The organism is Streptomyces sp. NPDC048584 (assembly GCF_043199595.1).
GTDB lineage: Bacteria > Actinomycetota > Actinomycetes > Streptomycetales > Streptomycetaceae > Streptomyces > Streptomyces edwardsiae.
In genome coordinates this window covers 33,298-50,399 of sequence record NZ_JBICWF010000020.1, presented here as the reverse complement: position 1 = coordinate 50,399, position 17,102 = coordinate 33,298, and the positions used below count along the sequence as shown (strand labels likewise).

17 protein-coding genes are annotated in these 17,102 nt (G+C 72.4%); 8 read left to right on the top strand and 9 right to left on the bottom strand.

What is annotated here, in order from left to right:
* Nucleotides 1-2 precede the first annotated feature (2 nt).
* Nucleotides 3-902, top strand: a complete 900-nt coding sequence (gene thpD / locus ACGFR9_RS32915) for an ectoine hydroxylase (RefSeq protein ID WP_393216242.1) — start codon at nt 3-5, stop codon at nt 900-902.
* Between the two features lie 75 nt (nt 903-977).
* On the opposite strand, the gene ACGFR9_RS32910 is transcribed toward thpD, so the two are convergent.
* From ACGFR9_RS32910 to ACGFR9_RS32895, 4 genes are all read right to left on the bottom strand, one after another.
* Entirely contained in the window at nt 978-2,030 is a 1,053-nt protein-coding gene (locus ACGFR9_RS32910) for an aminotransferase class V-fold PLP-dependent enzyme (RefSeq protein ID WP_393216037.1), read from the bottom strand.
* 96 nt (nt 2,031-2,126) lie between these two features.
* Entirely contained in the window at nt 2,127-2,837 is a 711-nt protein-coding gene (locus ACGFR9_RS32905; protein WP_393216034.1) for a DsbA family oxidoreductase, read from the bottom strand.
* A gap of 82 nt (nt 2,838-2,919) precedes the next feature.
* Entirely contained in the window at nt 2,920-3,528 is a 609-nt protein-coding gene (locus ACGFR9_RS32900; RefSeq protein WP_393216031.1) for a DUF1349 domain-containing protein, read from the bottom strand.
* 47 nt (nt 3,529-3,575) lie between these two features.
* Complete coding sequence (locus ACGFR9_RS32895; protein WP_393216028.1) at nt 3,576-4,172, bottom strand: hypothetical protein; 597 nt, start codon at nt 4,170-4,172, stop codon at nt 3,576-3,578.
* 220 nt (nt 4,173-4,392) lie between these two features.
* Between ACGFR9_RS32895 and ACGFR9_RS32890 the strand changes: the two genes are divergently transcribed.
* A complete protein-coding gene (locus tag ACGFR9_RS32890) occupies nt 4,393-6,117 on the top strand; it encodes a sensor histidine kinase (protein ID WP_393216025.1) in 1,725 nt (574 codons plus the stop codon).
* Nucleotides 6,118-6,207: 90 nt separating this feature from the next.
* Nucleotides 6,208-6,870, top strand: a complete 663-nt coding sequence (locus tag ACGFR9_RS32885) for a response regulator (protein WP_393216022.1) — start codon at nt 6,208-6,210, stop codon at nt 6,868-6,870.
* A gap of 3 nt (nt 6,871-6,873) precedes the next feature.
* Here ACGFR9_RS32885 and ACGFR9_RS32880 read toward each other — a convergent pair whose 3' ends face one another.
* Nucleotides 6,874-8,403: an aldehyde dehydrogenase (NADP(+)) gene (locus ACGFR9_RS32880; RefSeq protein ID WP_393216019.1), complete on the bottom strand. Its 1,530-nt coding sequence runs from the start codon at nt 8,401-8,403 to the stop codon at nt 6,874-6,876.
* Nucleotides 8,404-8,545: 142 nt separating this feature from the next.
* Here ACGFR9_RS32880 and ACGFR9_RS32875 point away from each other — a divergent pair, with 142 nt between their 5' ends.
* Nucleotides 8,546-9,319: an IclR family transcriptional regulator gene (locus tag ACGFR9_RS32875; protein ID WP_393216016.1), complete on the top strand. Its 774-nt coding sequence runs from the start codon at nt 8,546-8,548 to the stop codon at nt 9,317-9,319.
* Between the two features lie 3 nt (nt 9,320-9,322).
* A complete protein-coding gene (locus ACGFR9_RS32870) occupies nt 9,323-9,796 on the top strand; it encodes a GNAT family N-acetyltransferase (RefSeq protein ID WP_393216013.1) in 474 nt (157 codons plus the stop codon).
* A gap of 104 nt (nt 9,797-9,900) precedes the next feature.
* On the opposite strand, the gene ACGFR9_RS32865 is transcribed toward ACGFR9_RS32870, so the two are convergent.
* Nucleotides 9,901-11,352: an NCS2 family permease gene (locus ACGFR9_RS32865; RefSeq protein ID WP_393216010.1), complete on the bottom strand. Its 1,452-nt coding sequence runs from the start codon at nt 11,350-11,352 to the stop codon at nt 9,901-9,903.
* 271 nt (nt 11,353-11,623) lie between these two features.
* On the opposite strand from ACGFR9_RS32865, the gene ACGFR9_RS32860 reads away from it, so the two are divergent.
* The 3 genes from ACGFR9_RS32860 (at nt 11,624) to ACGFR9_RS32850 (ending at nt 13,494) form a co-directional block, all read left to right on the top strand.
* Nucleotides 11,624-12,229 (top strand): SigE family RNA polymerase sigma factor, encoded by a 606-nt coding sequence (locus tag ACGFR9_RS32860; RefSeq protein ID WP_393216008.1) that lies wholly within the window; start codon nt 11,624-11,626, stop codon nt 12,227-12,229.
* Nucleotides 12,226-13,074: a hypothetical protein gene (locus ACGFR9_RS32855; RefSeq protein WP_393216006.1), complete on the top strand. Its 849-nt coding sequence runs from the start codon at nt 12,226-12,228 to the stop codon at nt 13,072-13,074. The genes ACGFR9_RS32860 and ACGFR9_RS32855 overlap by 4 nt, the downstream gene beginning before the upstream one ends.
* 87 nt (nt 13,075-13,161) lie before the next feature.
* Nucleotides 13,162-13,494, top strand: coding sequence for a pectate lyase (locus tag ACGFR9_RS32850; RefSeq protein ID WP_393216003.1), 333 nt, complete (start codon nt 13,162-13,164; stop codon nt 13,492-13,494).
* On the opposite strand, the gene ACGFR9_RS32845 is transcribed toward ACGFR9_RS32850, so the two are convergent.
* The 3 genes from ACGFR9_RS32845 to ACGFR9_RS32835 form a co-directional block, all read right to left on the bottom strand.
* Entirely contained in the window at nt 13,472-14,551 is a 1,080-nt protein-coding gene (locus tag ACGFR9_RS32845; RefSeq protein WP_393216000.1) for a dienelactone hydrolase family protein, read from the bottom strand. The two genes, ACGFR9_RS32850 and ACGFR9_RS32845, sit on opposite strands and share 23 nt — an antisense overlap.
* Nucleotides 14,535-15,659 (bottom strand): pectinesterase family protein, encoded by a 1,125-nt coding sequence (locus tag ACGFR9_RS32840; RefSeq protein WP_393215997.1) that lies wholly within the window; start codon nt 15,657-15,659, stop codon nt 14,535-14,537. Before ACGFR9_RS32840 ends, ACGFR9_RS32845 begins: the two co-directional genes overlap by 17 nt.
* Before the next feature lie 82 nt (nt 15,660-15,741).
* On the bottom strand, nt 15,742-17,076 hold the full coding sequence (locus tag ACGFR9_RS32835; RefSeq protein ID WP_393215994.1) for a polysaccharide lyase family 1 protein: 1,335 nt from the start codon (nt 17,074-17,076) through the stop codon (nt 15,742-15,744).
* Nucleotides 17,077-17,102: the final 26 nt, after the last annotated feature.

Here is a 17,102-nt window from a genome sequence, read left to right as displayed (position 1 = left end):
TCATCGTGACCACGACCACGAACGTCACCGATCTCTATCCCACCCGCGGCGCCACCGAGGTGGCGACTCCCCGGCAGGACCCGGTCGTCTGGGGCTCCCCGGACACGCCCGGTCCCGTCCCGTCCGGTGACCTCCAGGCTCTGGAGCGCGACGGCTTCCTCGCCATCGACCAGCTCATCGGGGCGGACGAGGTGGGCGAGTACCAGCGCGAGCTGGAGCGGCTGACCACGGACCCGGCGATCCGCGCGGACGAACGGTCGATCGTCGAGCCGCAGTCCAAGGAGATCCGGTCGGTCTTCGAGGTCCACCGGATCAGCGAGGTGTTCGCGAGGCTGGTGCGCGACGAGCGGGTGGTCGGGCGCGCCCGGCAGATCCTCGGCTCGGACGTCTATGTCCACCAGTCGCGGATCAACGTCAAGCCGGGCTTCGGCGCCCGCGGTTTCTACTGGCACTCGGACTTCGAGACCTGGCACGCCGAGGACGGTCTGCCGAACATGCGCACGATCTCGGTCTCGATCGCGCTCACCGAGAACTACGACACCAACGGCGGTCTCATGATCATGCCGGGGTCGCACAAGACGTTCCTCGGATGCGCGGGGGCCACGCCGAAGGACAACTACAAGAAGTCCCTGCAGATGCAGGACGCGGGGACGCCGTCCGACGAGGCGCTGACGAGGATGGCGTCGGAGTACGGCATCAAGCTGTTCACCGGCAAGGCCGGCTCGGCGACGTGGTTCGACTGCAACGCCATGCACGGCTCCGGGGACAACATCACGCCGTTCCCGCGCAGCAATGTGTTCATCGTCTTCAACAGCGTCGAGAACGCGGCGGTCGAGCCGTTCGCGGCGCCGATCCGGCGACCGGAGTTCATCGGCGCCCGGGACTTCACGCCCGTGAAGTAGCGGCGTCGTCACAGACCGCGGGCCGGGCCTCCTCGTGTGGGACAAGGAGGCACCGGCCCGCTGCCGTGTGCGTGGTCAGCGGGACAGTACGTCCAGCAGGCGGTCCACGTCGGCGGCCGTGTTGTAGACGTGGAAGGACGCCCGCAGATTGCCCGCGCGGGCGGACACCGAGACACCCGCCCGCGCCAACTCCCGCTGGAGTCCGCCGAGTCCGGGCACGGACACGATCGGTGAGCCGGGTGCGGGCAGCGGCGCGTGGCCCAGGGTCGCGAGCCCGGCGCGGAAGCGGTCGGCGAGGGCCAGGTCGTGGGCGCGGACCGCGTCCACGCCGAGTTCCTCGACGAGTTCGAGGGAGGCCCGCAGCGCCGCGTACTCGAACAGGGCCGGGCTGGAGTCGAACCGCTGTGCCGAGTGGGCGAGTTCGGCGACGGGGCCGTAGCAGCTGTCCCAGGGGTTCTCCGCCGCGACCCAGCTCGCCTGCACCGGTGTCAGGTCCCCGAAGTCCTCCGGTACGACGAGGAAGGCCGCGCCGTGCGTGCCGAGCAGCCACTTGTGGGTGATGGTGACGCTGTAGTCGTACGCGTCGGCCTCCACCGGGAGCCAGCCCACCGCCTGCGAGAGGTCGACGTAGGTGCGGGCGCCGTGGCCGCGGGCCGCCTCGCGCAGCGCGGCGAGGTCGGCGATCCGGCCGTCGGCGGACTGTACGGCACTCACCGCGACGAGCGCCGTGCCGGGCCGGACGGAGTCGGCGAGCCGCTCCAGCGGCACCGCCCGCACCTTGAGGTCGCCGCGGGCGTGAAAGGGGTTCATCACCGAGGCGAAGTCGCCCTCGACGGTGAGGACTTCGGCGCCCGGCGGCAGTGCGGCGGCGACCAGCGAGGTGTACAGGGCGACCGTGGCCCCGGCCGCCACCCGCTCGGCCGGGACGCCGGCCAGCCGGGCGTACGCGGCACGGGCGGTCTCTACGTCGGCGTGCAGCGGATCCAGCGCACGGCCCTCCGCGCGCAGCCGTACGGCGTCCTGGAGCGCGGTCACGGTACGGGCGGGCAGAAGGGCGTTGCTCGCGGTGTTCAGATAGGTGTTCTTCGGGGTGAACTCGGCACGGACGAGATGCTCGAAGGTCTCCATGGGACCACTCTGTGGCCCCGGGACCTCCCCGTCCATTGCCGGATTCTGCGCGATACCGAGAAGGAACCCTTATGAGTACGCGCTGACCTGCGCGTTCTACTTCTGCGGCACCGCGCATCCGTCCGGGCCGCATACCTCCGCGTCGCCGTCGACCATCCGCAGCGGCGGGCGCTCGCCCCAGGCCTGGGTCAGCGCCTGGGTGAACACCTCGGCGGGCTGGGCGCCGGAGACGCCGTACTTGCGGTCGAGGACGAAGAACGGCACGCCGTTCGCGCCGAGCTCGGCGGCCTCCCGCTCGTCGGCGCGGACCTCGTCGGCGTACGCCTTCGGGTCGGCCAGCACCTCGCGCACGGCGCCGGCGTCCAGACCTGCGGCGACGGCGAGCTCGGTGAGCCGGTCGTCGTCGTCGAAGACGGACCGTTCCTCGGCGAAGTTCGCCCGGTACAGCAGGTCGAGCAGCTCCACCTGGCAGCCCTGCTCGCGGGCGAGGTGCAGCAGCCGGTGCATGTCGAAGGTGCTGCCGTGGTCGCGGCCCCGGGTGCGGTAGGGCAGACCCTCGCCGGCGGCCTGGGTGCCCAGGTTGTCCTCGCCGGCCTCGGCCTGCGCCTCGCTCATGCCGTACTTCTTGGTGAGCATCGAGATCACTGGCTGGATGTCGCCCTTGGCGCGGCCCGGGTCCAGCTCGAAGGAGCGGTGCACCACCTCGACCTGCTCACGGTGCGGGAACGCGGCCAGCGCCTTCTCGAAGCGGGCTTTACCGACATAGCACCAGGGGCAAGCGATATCGGACCAGATGTCGACGCGCATCGTGATCGGCACTCCAGATCGTGCGGGTACGGAGACTCTCTCCGGCGACTGCGTGAACGTTCAACGAGCCGCGCGCATTCCCTCAGCTGCCGTCGCGCAGATCACTCGGCCAGTGGGGCCGGTACTCGATGTGGTCGTACGTCACGACACAGCCCTCCCCCATCGGCGACTGGGTCATGAAGCCGACCAGGGCGGCACCGGTCTCCTTCTCCTCACCGAGGGTGAAGAGCCGTACGAAGGTCCAGCGCTCGCCGTCGCGGGAGGCGTGGAAGGCGAAGGCACGTCCGGTGCGGCTCATCCGGAGCCATACGGAACTGCCGTCGACGGTGAAGGAGTTGGCGTCGTCGGAGTGCCCGCGGGTGACCACGGTGCAGACGGTGGGCACGTCCGGCGAGTACTCCAGGCAGAGCTTGGCCCAGGCCCGCTCGCCCACATGGACGTAGAGCACCCCGGCGTCGAAGGCCCCGGCGAACCCGACGGTGACCCGCGCGATCAGCTGGAAGTCCCCCTCGGGCGCGCCCAACAGCCGGGGAGCGTCGGTGGCGGGCTCCAGCCCCTCCCCGGTGGGCGGCACGAACCGATCCTGCCGGGCCCCGGCCCACCCGGTGAGGACGCCGTCCTCATGGGACCAGTGCCCGTCGGGGCCGTAGGTGCGCAAGGGGAAGGGCAGTTCGGGGATCTTCAGGTCCATGCCGGGATTCTTCCAGGCCGGACCCGGCGACGGTGGGGCGGCCCCGCTCAGCGGTCCTGGAGCGTGTCCAGGGCCACGGCCTGGGCGATGGCGAGGCGCGGATCCAGACCGGGCGCGGTCATGTCCACCACAGAGCGGTCGCGCCGCCCGAACTCCTTGCCGACCGTCATCACCGGCCTGCCGTCCGTCTCGAAGTCGAAGTGGTACGGCCACAGGAACGGCACCAGGTCCAGCGGCAGGAAGGCCCGGACGCGGCGGAGCACGGCCACGAACCGGTTGCGCTCCCGCCCGACGGCCTCGGGCGAGCCCGGCTGGTCCAGAACCCACGTCGGGCGCCGCAGGGAGGCGACGGCCTTCTCCTCGAACCCGCCGATGAGGTCGCCCTCCACGTCCCACACGTCATGACCGCCGCCGGCGCCGCGGCGGCCGCGTTCCTCCACGGTGAACAGGACCCGTGTCCGGGACGCGTCGGCGTAGAAGGTCGTCGTCTCCCCGAGCGAGGACCGCTTCAGCTCGGCGAAGGCCAGGACCCCGCCGTCGGAACCGTCCGGCAGTGACGCGCTCACGGTGTGCCGGCCGGCCTTGAGGGCGGTCTCCCGCCGGACGGTGAAACGTCCGCCGGTCCACTGTCCCGTACTGTCCACTGTTCCGCTCCCGAAGCCGTCGGTTCCCACGCCGTCGCCCGTGCGCGTCCGGCGGAGCCATCGTCACCGTGCGCCCCGCCTCCGAGCAGTCTCCGTAAGTCGTCACCGGCAACGACCAAAGATGACAGGCCCCTTGACGGCCGGAAGTCCACTTTCGTCGTCCGGGGCCGCGCCGAAGGGGGGATGCGGGCGGCCGGGGGCGGACCCCTATCGTCTGCGCGTGGACGTAGCCGAAACACCCCGCACCGGCCTGCCGCTCCGTCGCCGGCTCGCCGCCGCCTCCCCCTGGCCCCGCAAGCGGATCGTCGGGGAGGCCGTACTCGCCGTGACGCTCTCCGGGATCGCGGGCCTCCTCTACACGACGGAGACCGGATCCGTGGTGCGGGGCGGTGCCCTGGCCGGGGTCGTCGCCGGACTGTCCCTGGCCCGCCGCGCCCTGCCGGCGACGGTGCTGATGGTCTCGTCGGCCCTGGCCGGAACGATCGTCGGTACGTTCGCGCTGCTGATCTACGCCAGTTGGTCGGCGGGCAGCCGCATCGAGCGTCCGGCGCGCGCGCTGGCCGCGTACGCGGCGGGGCTCGCGCTCTACCTCGTCCTCACCCTCACCGTCGCGGCCGACGAAGGGCTCTGGATGTCGCCGCTGGTGACGGTCGTGCTGCTCGGGAGCCCGTTCCTGGTGATGGCGGTCGTACCGGGACTCGCCTCCCGGTACCGCGCCCAGCGCCGCGCCCTGCTCGACGCCCTGCGCCGGCACAACGCCCAACTGGTGCGCGAACAGGCGATGGTGGCGCGGCAGGCCCGGCTGCTGGAACGGCAGCGCATCGCCCAGGACATGCACGACAGCCTCGGCCACCAGCTCGCCCTGATCGCCGTGCACACCGGGGCGCTGGAGGTGGACCCGCAGCTGAACGGCCGTCAGCGGGAGGGGGTGGGCATCCTCCGGGAGGCCTCCAGGTCGGCGATGCGGGAGCTGCGCGAGGCCGTGGGCATCCTGCGGGACGACGTGGAGACGTCCGTGCCCGGCCCGCCGGACGCCGAGCCCGCGACGGACCGCGCGGCGGCCGCCGTCGACAGGCTGGTCGCGTCGTCGCGGGCCGCGGGCGCGGCGGTGGAGCTGCACCGGTCCGGCACCGAACGGGCCCTCGCACCCGCCGCCGACCGCGCGGTGTACCGCATCGCCCAGGAGGGCCTGACCAACGCGCACAAGCACGCGCCGGGCGCCCCGATCACCGTGGCGCTGCGCTACGAACCGGACAGCCTGGTGGTCGAGGTGGCCAACGGTCCGGTGCCGGCCGGGGTGCCGGCCGGTCCGCCCGCGATCAGCGGCGGCCAGGGGCTGACGGGTCTGCGGGAGCGGGCCCGGCTGGTCGGCGGCATGGTGCACACCGGCCCCGCCCCCGACGGGGGGTTCCGGCTCGCCGGTGTACTGCCGTACGGCGACGGCGACGGCGAGCGGCGGTCCCGTCCGGACGACGCGACTTTCGTCTCCGTGGACGACGACTTCCGGGGGCAGAGCGGCGGGGGCTCCGCGGGCGACGGTGGTGACGTCATCGGACGCACCGATCCGCAGAAGGAGTTCGCCGCCATCATGAGCAGCAAGAAGAACGTCGTCCTGGGATGCGCCCTCACCGCCGGGGTCCTCGTCGTGGGCCTCGGCGCCCTCCTGGTGTGGGGGGTGTCGGAGATGCTGGACGAGGTGGAGAAGGGCGTCATCCCGGCGAGCGTGTACGAGTCGGCCCAGGTCGGCGACGCCGAGGCGGACCTCCGGAAGAAGTTCCCGGAAGGCGGCTCGCTGATCACCGATGGCGTGGAGAAGGACGGCCCGCCGCTGCCCGAGGACGCCGTCTGCGAGCACTTCGTGGACGACGAGGAGGACATCGTCTACCGGTTCTGCTTCCGCGACGGGAAGCTGTCCTCCAAGGAGTCCTACAAGCACGAGATATGACACGGTCCGTGGCCGCACCCGCGACCGGATCGGGCATGATGGGCGGGCTCCACCATCCGCTTGTCCTACCGACACCGCGCAGGAGGCCGTGTGATCCGGGTCCTCGTCGCCGATGACGAGCCGCTCATCAGGGCCGGCATCAGGATGATCCTCACCTCGGCCGACGACATCGATGTCGTCGCCGAGGCGCGGGACGGCCGGGAGGCGGTGGAGACCGCCCGGAGCACCGCGGTCGACGTGGCCCTGCTGGACATCCAGATGCCCGTGATGGACGGGCTGACCGCGCTGGCCGAGATGGGCCGCGCCGCGCCGGGGGTGCGCGTGCTGATCCTGACGACGTTCGGGGAACGCGACAACGTCCTGCGGGCGCTCGGGCACGGCAGCGCGGGCTTCCTGCTGAAGGACTCGGCGCCGCAGGAGCTGATCCACGCGGTCCGCGCGGCGGCGGCCGGCAACGCCTATCTGTCCCCGGCCGCCACCCGGCACGTGGTGGACACCCTCACCTCCCCGGCCGCCACCGTGCGCGGCGAGGAGGCACGCCGCCGGCTGGCCGGGCTGACCGGACGCGAACGCGAGGTACTGGCCCTGCTCGGCGAGGGCCTCTCCAACGCGGACGCCGGCGCCCGCCTGCACATGAGCGAGGCCACGGTGAAGACGTACGTCAGCCGTATCCTGACCAAGCTCGACTGCGACAACCGGGTGCAGGCGGCGCTCCTGGCCCGCGACGCGGGCCTGGAGCCGAGCGCGGGGTGAGCCTCAGCGCTCCAGTCGGCCGTTGAACCTCCGGGGCAGCCCCAGCGGGTTGGAGTCCCGCAGCTCCTCCGGCAACAGGGCTTCGGGCACAGCCTGATAAGCGACCGGCCGCATCCACCGCTCGATGGCCGTCCCGCCCACCGACGTGGACGTCGAGGTGGTCGCCGGGTAGGGCCCCCCGTGATGCTGAGCCGCCGCGACGGCGACCCCGGTAGGCCATCCGTTCACCAGCACACGCCCCGCCAGCGGCGTGAGCTCCCGCACCAGCTCCGCCCCGCGCCCCTCCCCCGCGGCCTCGCCGGCGGACAGCTGGACCGTCGCCGTGAGGTTGCCCGGCAGCCGCGACAGCACCCCCCGCACCTCGGCCTCGTCCTCGTAGCGGGCCACGACGGTGACCGGCCCGAAGCACTCCTCGAGCAGCAGGTCGTGCTCGCCCTCCTGGGCCAGCCGGCTCGCCGGAACGGTGAGGAAGCCCGCGCTGACGGTGTGCTCGCCGCCCGCTCCCGGCGTCACCGGGGACTCCACGTCGGGCAGCCCGGTGCGCTCGGCGACCCCGGCGACGAAGTTGTCACGCATACGGTGGTCGAGCAGCACGCCCGCGTCGGTGTTGCTGACGGCGTCCGTGAGGGACTTGACGAGCGTGTCACCGGCCGCGCCGGCCGGGGCGAGGACCAGGCCGGGCTTGACGCAGAACTGGCCGACGCCCAGCGTCATCGAACCGGCGAGTCCGGCGCCGATCGCCTCGCCGCGCTCGGCGGCTGCGGCCTCGGTGACGACGACCGGGTTCAGCGAGCCCAGTTCGCCGTGGAAGGGGATCGGGACCGGCCGGGCGGCGGCCGCGTCGAACAGGGCGCGGCCGCCGCGGATGGATCCGGTGAAGCCGGCCGCGGCGACCTGCGGGTGCTTGATCAGCTCGATACCGGCCTCGAAGCCGTGCACCAGGCCGAGCACGCCCTCGGGGAGGTCGTGGCGGGCGGCGGCCCGGCGCAGCACCTTGGCGACCAGCTCGGACAGTCCGGGGTGGTCGGGGTGGGCCTTGACGACGACCGGGCAGCCGGCCGCGAGCGCGCTGGCGGTGTCGCCGCCGGCCACGGAGAAGGCGAAGGGGAAGTTGGACGCCGAGTAGACGGCGACGACGCCCAGCGGCAGCTTGTAGCGGCGCAGGTCCGGGATGGGCGGGGTCGCGGTGTCGTCGGGGTGGTTGACGACGACGTCGAGGAAGGCGCCCTCGTCGACGATGCCGGCGAAGGCGCGCAGCTGGTAGCAGGTGCGGGCGAGTTCGCCGGTGAGCCGGACGGGGCCGAGCGCGGTCTCGGCGTCGGCGGCCTCGACGAGCTGGTCCTTGGCGGCCTCGAGCTCGTCGGCGGCCGTGCGCAGGAAGGCCGCGCGGACGGTGCGGTCCGTCAGCGCGCCGCGCGCGTCGTGCGCGGCGCGGACGGCGGCGTCGACCTCCTGGGCTGTGGCCTCCACCGCAACCTGTTCACGCTGCTTCCCGGTTCGGGGGTCGACACTCCAGACTGGTGCTGCTGCCACCGCGGGTACCTCCACTTGATTGCCGCATGCAATGCCGCAGTATGTACGTCATCCAACAGGGGTGTTCGATATACTGAACGCTGTCTCTGTTGATGAATGCACTTCGGAGACTATTTCCAGGCGAACGAAGGGGTCAAGGGCGATGTCGGCTGGCGAGACGGGCGGCGGGGCGCAGGTCAAGTCCGCGGTGCGGACCGTTGAACTGCTCGAATACTTCGCCGGGCGCCCCGGCATGCACTCCCTGGCCGCGGTGCAGGAGGCCGTCGGCTACCCGAAGTCGAGCCTCTACATGCTGCTGCGCACGCTGGTGGACCTCGGCTGGGTGGAGACGGACGCCACGGGCACGCGGTACGGCATCGGCGTGCGGGCGCTGCTGGTGGGCACGTCGTACATCGACGGCGACGAGGTCGTCACGGCGGCCCGTCCCACGCTGGACCGGCTCTCGGACGACACCACGGAGACGATCCACCTCGCCCGGCTCGACGGCACCAACGTGGTCTATCTCGCCACCCGCCAGTCGCAGCACTACCTGCGGCCGTTCACCCGCGTCGGCCGCCGGCTGCCCGCGCACTCGACGTCCCTCGGCAAGGCGCTGCTCAGCACGTACCCGGACGAGCAGGTGCGCAAGATGCTCCCGGAGACGCTGCCCGCGCTGACCGAGCACACCATCACGGACCGGGAGAAGCTCATCGAGGAGCTGCACCTGGTGCGGGAGCAGGGCTTCGCGGTGGACCGTGAGGAGAACACGCTGGGGCTGCGCTGCTTCGGTGTGGCGATCCCCTACCGCACCCCCTCGCGGGACGCGATCAGCTGCTCGGTGCCGGTGGCGCGGCTGACGCCCGCGCACGAGCAGATGGTCAAGGACGCCCTGTTCGACGCACGTGACCGACTGACCCTCGCCACTCGGAGGCTCTGACCCGTGGACATCGCCCTGCGCCCGGTGCACGACAGCGATCTGCCGGTGTTCTACCGGCAGTCGAACGACCCGGAGTCGCTGCACATGGCGGCCTTCACCCCCGAGGACCCGGCCGACCGGGACCGCTTCGACGCCCACTGGGCGAAGATCCGCAGCGCGCCGGAGATCGTCGTCCGCACGGTCCTGGTCGACGGCGACGTGCTGGGCCATGTGTCGGTGTACGGGGAGCCGGGCGAGCGCGAGGTGACGTACTGGGTGGACCGCGCCTACTGGGGCAGGGGCATCGCCACGGCCGCGCTGCGCGGCCTGCTGGCGGAGGTCCCCGAGCGCCCGGTGCACGCGCGGGTGGCCGCGGACAACGTGGCGTCGCGGCGGGTGCTGGAGCGGTGCGGTTTCGAGGTCTCCGGACGCGATTCGGGCTACGCGCCCGCACGGGGCGAGAAGATCGGCGAACTCGTCCTCACACTGGACCACTGACTGCCGGCGCGGCCGGCCGATGAACCCCGCGGGCCGCGTGACCGTCTTCACGGTCGGGCCGCCCCCCTCCCCCCGGGGGCGGCCCTTCCACCGTGCGCGCGCGGCTACTTGACGCCGAGCAGCTGCTCGATCGGGTCGATCGCGAAGTACACCAGGAACAGCGCCGACGCGCCCCACAGCAGCCAGTGGACCTCCTTCGCCCGGCCGAGGACCGTCTTGATGACGACGTAGGCGAGGAAGCCGGCGCCGATGCCGTTGGTGATGGAGTACGTGAACGGCATCACGGCGATGGTCAGGAACGCCGGGATGGCGATCTCGTAGCGGTCCCACTCGATGTGCTTGACCTGGGTCATCATCAGGAAGCCGACCGCGACGAGGGCGGGCGCGGCCGCCTGCAGCGGGACGATGGTGAGCAGCGGGGTCAGGAAGAGGGCCAGGCCGAAGAGTCCGCCGGTGACCAGGTTGGCGAAGCCGGTACGGGCGCCCTCGCCGACACCGGCCGCCGACTCGATGTACGAGGTCGCCGAGGACGCGGAGGCGGCGCCGCCCGCGACGGCCGCGGCGCTGTCGATGAACAGCACCCGGCCGAGGTGCGGCACCTTGCCCTGTTCGTCGAGCAGCCCGGCCTCGGCGCTGACGCCGACGACGGTGCCCATGGTGTCGAAGAAGTCGGACAGCAGCAGGGTGAACACCAGCAGGATCACGGTGACCGCGCTCACCTGCCCGAAGGCTCCGAACAGGCTGAAGTCGCCGAGGAGTCCGAAGTCGGGGGTGTCGACGATCCGGTCGGGCCACTCGGGTGTGGTCAGTCCCCAGCTGGGGACGTCGGCGACGGCGTCGACGACGAGCGCCACCAGGGTCATGGCGACGATGCTGATGAGGATGGCACCGCGTACCTTGCGGGCGAGCAGCGCCACGGTGAGCAGCACGCCGAGGCAGAACACCAGCATCGGCCAGCCGGAGAGGGTGCCGGTGCCGCCGAGCTGGACGGGCACGGTGGTGCCGGCCGCGTCCGGGATGCGGGTGACGAATCCGGCGTCGACGAAGCCGATGAAGGCGATGAACAGGCCGATGCCGACGCTGATCGCCTGTTTGAGCGGCCGCGGGATGGCGTGCATGACGGCCTCGCGCAGCCCGGTCAGCACCAGCACGCACAGGAGCAGGCCCTCGAGGACGATCAGTCCCATCGCGTCGTCCCAGCTCATCAACGGGGCGATCTGGAAGGCGACGACGGCGTTCAGGCCGAGTCCGGCGGCGAGCGCGAGCGGCAGATTGCCGGCGACGCCCATGATGACCGTCATCACGGCGGCCACCAGGGCGGTGGCGGTGGTGAGCTGGACGGCGTCGAGCTGCGCGCCGAACCTGTCCTTGGCGCTGCCGAGGACGAGGGGATTCAGGACAAGGATGTACGCCATGGTGAAGAACGTGGCGAAGCCGCCGCGTATCTCCCGGCCGAGGGTCGACCCCCGCTCGGATATCCGGAAGTACCGGTCGAGGCTGTTCGCCGCGGGTGGCCCGGCGTCCCGTCGGCCGGCCGTCTTCTGCGCCTCGGACATACGACTGCTCCTCGATTCCGGTGAGTTGGTCTGGCGGATGCTGGCTGGATTGTGCCCGCGCCGAACCTCGTTCAGGTGTGGTTCGTGTTACGGATTCACCTGCCGACTGGCCAGACGCTGTTCGACCCACCGCACGGCCCTGTGAATGATCACTGCTACGCTCCGGAACTCGCGCCGGTCGGCTCCGGACATGCATATGTCGTCTACATGACACACACCGACACCGTCACCGGTGCCCCCGGGCGCCCGAGGCCGCGAGGGGAGGTCGCCCGTGGGCACCGTCGCCGACGACGCCGCCTCCGCGGAGTTCCACGCGTTCTTCGAACGCCACTACGCCGAACTGTCCCGGCTGGCCCATCTGCTGACGGGTGAGCCGGACATCGCCGACGATCTGGCGGCGGACGCGCTGCTCGCGCTGTGGCACCGCTGGGACCGGGTGCGCGCGGCGGACCGTCCGGCCGCGTACGCCCGGGGTGTGGTGGCCAATCTGGCCCGTACCCGGATCCGCAGCGCGGTACGGGAGCGGCGGCGGATCGCGCTGTTCTGGTCGCCGCGCGAGGAACGCGCCGAGAACCCGGACGTGCCGGGCGTGGTGGATGTGCGGGAGGCGCTGCGCCGGCTGCCGTTCCGCAAGCGGGCGTGTGTGGTGCTGCGGCACGCCTTCGATCTGTCGGAGAAGGACACCGCGCTGGCCCTGGGGATCTCGGTGGGTACGGTGAAGAGCCAGACCTCGAAGGGGATGACCGAACTGCAGCGGCTGCTGGGCACACGGGAGGTACCGCACCGGGTGCACGCGGCGGTGGCGGCGGCCACGCGCGAGGAGACGGCCGACGGTGGGCGGAGACGTCCCGGCGGGGCCACGGGAGGAAACCGGTGACGACGCGGCGGGACGTGGACGAGGAGCTGCGCGCCCGGCTGCACGGGGCGGCCGGGGCGCACGAGCCCGACCGGGAGCGCATGCTGGCCCGGGTGGAACGCGGCATGGCCGGACCGGCCCGCCCGGAGCACCGGGCCACGCGTCCGCCGCTGTTCGGCTGGGTCCGGGTGGCGGGCGCCACGGCCGCGGTGGCCGGGGTGCTGGCGGTGGCCGGGTACGCGGTCGCGTCCGCGGTGAAGAGCGAGGAGCCCTCGCCGCGGCGGCAGGTGGCGGTCTCGCCGACGTCCACGCCGTCCCCGGAGACGACGAGCCGGGCACCCGGGCCGCCGCCGGTGCCGTCCGCGCCGCCGGACACCCCGGACACGCCCCGGAACTCCGTCATACCGCCGTCGGGGACGCCGAGTCCGCCCGACCGGCCCGCCCGGCCACCGGCCGGGATCGAGGACGGGCCGCTGTGGTCGGACGGCTCGGTGGACCCGCACAGCAACGAGTTCTGGGCGCAGAGCAACGTCACCGTGAGGACGAGCGCCCGTCTGACCGCGCTCACCGTGGAACTGCGGATCGCGCAGACCGGCGGGGTGACCTCCACGGGCGCCTGGCGCTCGCTGCCCGAGGGCGACTTCGACCTCACGGTGGATGAGCGGGACGGCTTCCTCGTCTACACCTGGACCCTCGAGGAGGGCCGTGCGGTCGAGCCCGGCGAGTGGGTCTTCGCCGGTCAGTACGACCACGAACGCGGCGGCCGGGACGCCCGGAACGACACCTACGAGGCTACGGCGGTCACCGGCTCGGGGGACTTCTCGGTCGGCGGCGACTTCGCGGCGCGGGGCGACGGGGACGCGTAGAGAATAGATCGTCGGGGACGGCAACCCTTCTTGCGGCGGCGGCGACCGAAAGACGCGAAGACCCTCACCACGCGGGGAACGCTGCGCATGACCGCACGACCCGGACAGCGCGTCTCCCACCGGTGCGGGAGCGCCAAGCGGCGGGCCACGACCGCCGGCCTCTCCGCGCTCGGCCTCACCGGCGCCGCGATCGTCACCACGCCGATGCCCTCCACGGCGGGCGCCGCCACCTCCTCCTGGCCCTCCGACACCGGCAGCAGGACGGTGTCCGAGACCGTCCCGGTCTCCGGCACGTACGACGGCGGCATGAAGAAGTTCTACGGCACCGGCGACCTGGGCGGCGACGGCCAGGACGGGGGCCGGGACCCGGTCCTCGAGCTGGCGGACGGCGAGTCGGTCAGCCCGGTGCGGTGGCGGTGACCGACTCCAGCCAGGCGTAGGCCTCGTCCTGCATCTCGGCGTCGAAGGCGTGGCCGCGCTCCGGCCACGTCCTCAGCCGCAGCCGTTCCTCGGCACCGCACGCACGCCAGACGGCCCGCAGCCTGTCGTACGCGGCCCGCACCCCGTCGGCGGGGAACAGGGCGTCGCGCCCGCCGTGGAAGAACAGCATCGGCTTCGGCGCGGCGATGCCCGCCACATCGGGGATGTCGAGGTGCCGGGAGAGCCCCGGGTGGAGCATGTGGAACGCGGACTGGCCGCGCAGGGTGTTGTTGCCCGGCACCATCATCTCCCTGAGGCCGGTCATCCAGCACACGCTGGCCGCGGCGGTGACGTCGTCGCTGAGCGCGGCGGCCTGCCAGGCGCGGTAGCCGCCCATGGAGAAGCCGAGCGCGGTGATCCGCCGGGCGTCCACGCGGCCGAGCCCGGCCAGGAAGGCGGCGGCGCGCTGGTCCTCGCGGGCGTGCAGTCCCGCGAGGGAGGAGCCGAGGTGGTAGAGGTTGCTGGCCAGCGCCTGCTGCTGTTCGTAGGCCAGCGGGCCGCGTTCGCCCCAGCCGAGGGCGTCGGCGCAGAACACCACGTACCCGCGGCGGGCCAGTTCGTCGCCGGTGAAGCGTCCGCCGAAGTACCGGCCGGCCCACTCCTCGGCGGAGGCGAGCCGGGCGTCGTCGTACCAGGGCCGGACGTTCTTCTCCTTGCCGATGTCGAACCGGGACCCGTGGTCGTGCAGCAGCAGGACCGCCGGGAACGGGCCGGTGCCGTGCGGGGTGAGCAGGGCGCCGCGCACCCGTCCGTGGCGGGTGAGGGAGAGGGTGACCAGCTCCCGCGTGTATCCGTCGCCGTCCGAACGGGCGGTGAACTCGGGGTCGTACGGTGTCCCGTCCTGCCGGCCGACGATGAGGTGCTCCTCGACCACGGCGCGGGCGGTGCGCCGCCACTGGTCGAAGTCCCGGACCGGCGAGGTGCCCCAGGCGAGCGGGAAGGCCAGCTCGTCCTTGAGCGCCGTGAGGTAGCCGGGCAGGTCAGCGGTGCCGGTCATACGGCCGCCAGTCCCCGAGGTACGCCTCGCGCGTCTGCGTCGCCGCCTGGGCGCGGGTGAGCTGCGGCCGGTTCTCGGGCACGGTGATCGCCGCGCCGGGGCCGGTGTTGCGGTACTCGGCGAACCGCTGGTCCTGCCACGGGTAGCCGCTCGCCATGTTGGTGTAGGGCGCGACCGCGTCGAGGCCGGCGCCGAGCCGGGTCTCGCGCACGGTGAGCATGGGGCGGGCGGTGACGTCGGAGCTGGGCACCCAGGGGCGGGCCAGCTTGTAGTAGCCGTCGGGGGCCTCGCTGCTGATCCTGCTCCGGGTGACGAGGTAGCCGCGCGGGTTGGGGCCGGCCGTGGAGGGCGCGAAGACGAAACCGTACGGCGCCTGCGCGAGGTCGGGGCGGATCAGGGTGCGGAAGTGGCAGTGCTCGAAGACGGCGGTGGCCCGGCCGAAGACGAAGTCGACGTCGCCTTCGGCGTAGCAGTGGGCGAAGTACTGGCGGGCGAAGGTGTTCAGGGAGAGTGTGTCGGCGTACAGGGTGTCCTGGTGGCCGAGGAAGCGGCAGTGGGTGAAGGCGCTGCGGTCGCCCTGGACCTTGAGGGCGACGGCCTGGGTTCCGCTGGTGCCGGGGAGGTCGGTGCGCAGCCAGTCGTTGGCGAAGGTGATCCAGCGGGCGGTGAAGCCGTCGGGGCGCAGGGTGGTGGTGGCGGAGCCGGAGGTGCCGTGGGTGCCGGAGCCGTCGGGCTTGGGGGTGCCGGCCGCGTTGTCGTGGACGATCACCACGTCGCGGGGGTCCTCGGAGGCGCCGAGCCAGGTCATACCGGTGCGGTCGGCGTCGACGGAGACCGTCCCGCGGTAGGTGCCGGGGGCGATGACGAGGGTGCGTCCGGTGCCGGTCGCGGCGGTGACGGCGGCCTGGACGGAGGTGAAGTCACCGGCGCCGCGCGGGTGGACGTACAGGGTGCCGGGGGTGAGGCGGGCGGACGGTGAGCCGTACCGGCCGAAGGGGCCGCGGGGCCGCTGGTGGCCGGCGTGGGCCGGGGCGGCGGCGAGGGCGAGCGCGGTGCCGGCCGTGGCGCCGGCGAGGAGGACGTTCCTTCGGGACAGGGGCGAGGGCATCGCGGGTGCTCCTTGGGTGATGGAGGCCGGCCGGCGCGGGCCGCAGTGGGGGCGGTCCGCACCGGCCGGCCGTCGGGGAGGGTCAGCGGATACGGCCGGCGCCCGCGCCGTGCTCGACCAGGAACGGGATCGCCCGGGCCGGGTGGACGGCCGTCCGCAGGGTGGGCGTCCAGCCCGCGCCGGACCGGAGGGTCTCGGCGGGGATCTCCGCGTTGTGCACGGCGATCAGGTCGGTCCGCTTGCCGTTGACCACGTTGTGGGCGGCGGTGAGCGGCGCCTCGCTCCACTTCTTGAGGATCGTCGCCGGGCTGACGCCCCTGGCGAGCGTGAACGCGTTGTGTTCGGCGACGAGTTGGGACTCCTTGCCGATGCCGAGGCTGTAGGCGTAGCCGGCCTTCGCCACGAAGTGGTTGTTGTACACGTCGACCTGTCCGAAGCGGACGCGCGGCGCGCGCTCCACCAGGCCGTCGAACAGGTTGTGGTGGAAGGTGGCCTTCAGCTTGCCCCGGTCGCCGACGGCGGTGGACTCGCTGTCGCTGTTGCCGATGAGGATCGTCTTGTCGTGCTCGGTGAAGACGTTCCAGGACGCGGTGACGTAGTTGGCGCCCCGGACGATGTCCAGCTCGCCGTCGTGCTGCTGGTACAGCATCCCGAAGTGGGTGGGGGCCTCGCTGTCGGGGTGCTCGCCGTCGGTGAAGGTGTTGTGGTCCAGCCAGACATGGGTGGAGCCGTAGACGACGGCGGTGTCGTACTCGGAGTTCCAGTTGCCCTGGTCGCCGTCGGTCGGGTCCCACTGCGGGAAGCAGTCGAGGGGGCTCTCGAGGGTGAGGTTGCGGACGATGACGTTGTCCACGTTCTTGATCTGCAGGCTGGCACCCCTGATGCCTGCGTCGCGGCCGACCCCGATGATCGTGGTGTTGGAGGGGACGTTCGCCTTGATGGCCGTGTCCTGGGCGGCGGCGGAGGCCCTGCGCAGGCCCTCCGGGCTGTCGTCGGGCTCCGCGGCGAGGTCCTGCTCCAGGCCCCAGGTCTCCGGCGCGTACCTCTCCAGGTAGTCGTCGAAGTCGTAGCCGGGCGCGGCGAACGCGTCGCAGCCCTCGGAGACGGCGTCGATGGTCCCCTTCACCTCGATGATCTTCGGCGCGTCCCCGCCGGCCGCGAGGGCCGCCTTGAACTGGGCCCAGGTGCGCACGGTGTACACATGCGCGCGGTCGGCGCCGGCGCCTCCGGTGGTGCCGGTGCCGTAGGAACCCCAGCCGTCGTGGGCGCCCAGGGTCTGCCGGGAGGCGTCACGGTGGTGGTGCGACGGCGAGTGCGCCTGGGCGCCGGTCCCGGTCAGGGCCAGTACCAGGGCGGTGCAGCCGGCCAGCGAGGCGGCTCTCACCGTGGCATGCCCATGCCATCTCGATGTGCTCATGGTGCGGCTCTCCTTCTCATGGTCCA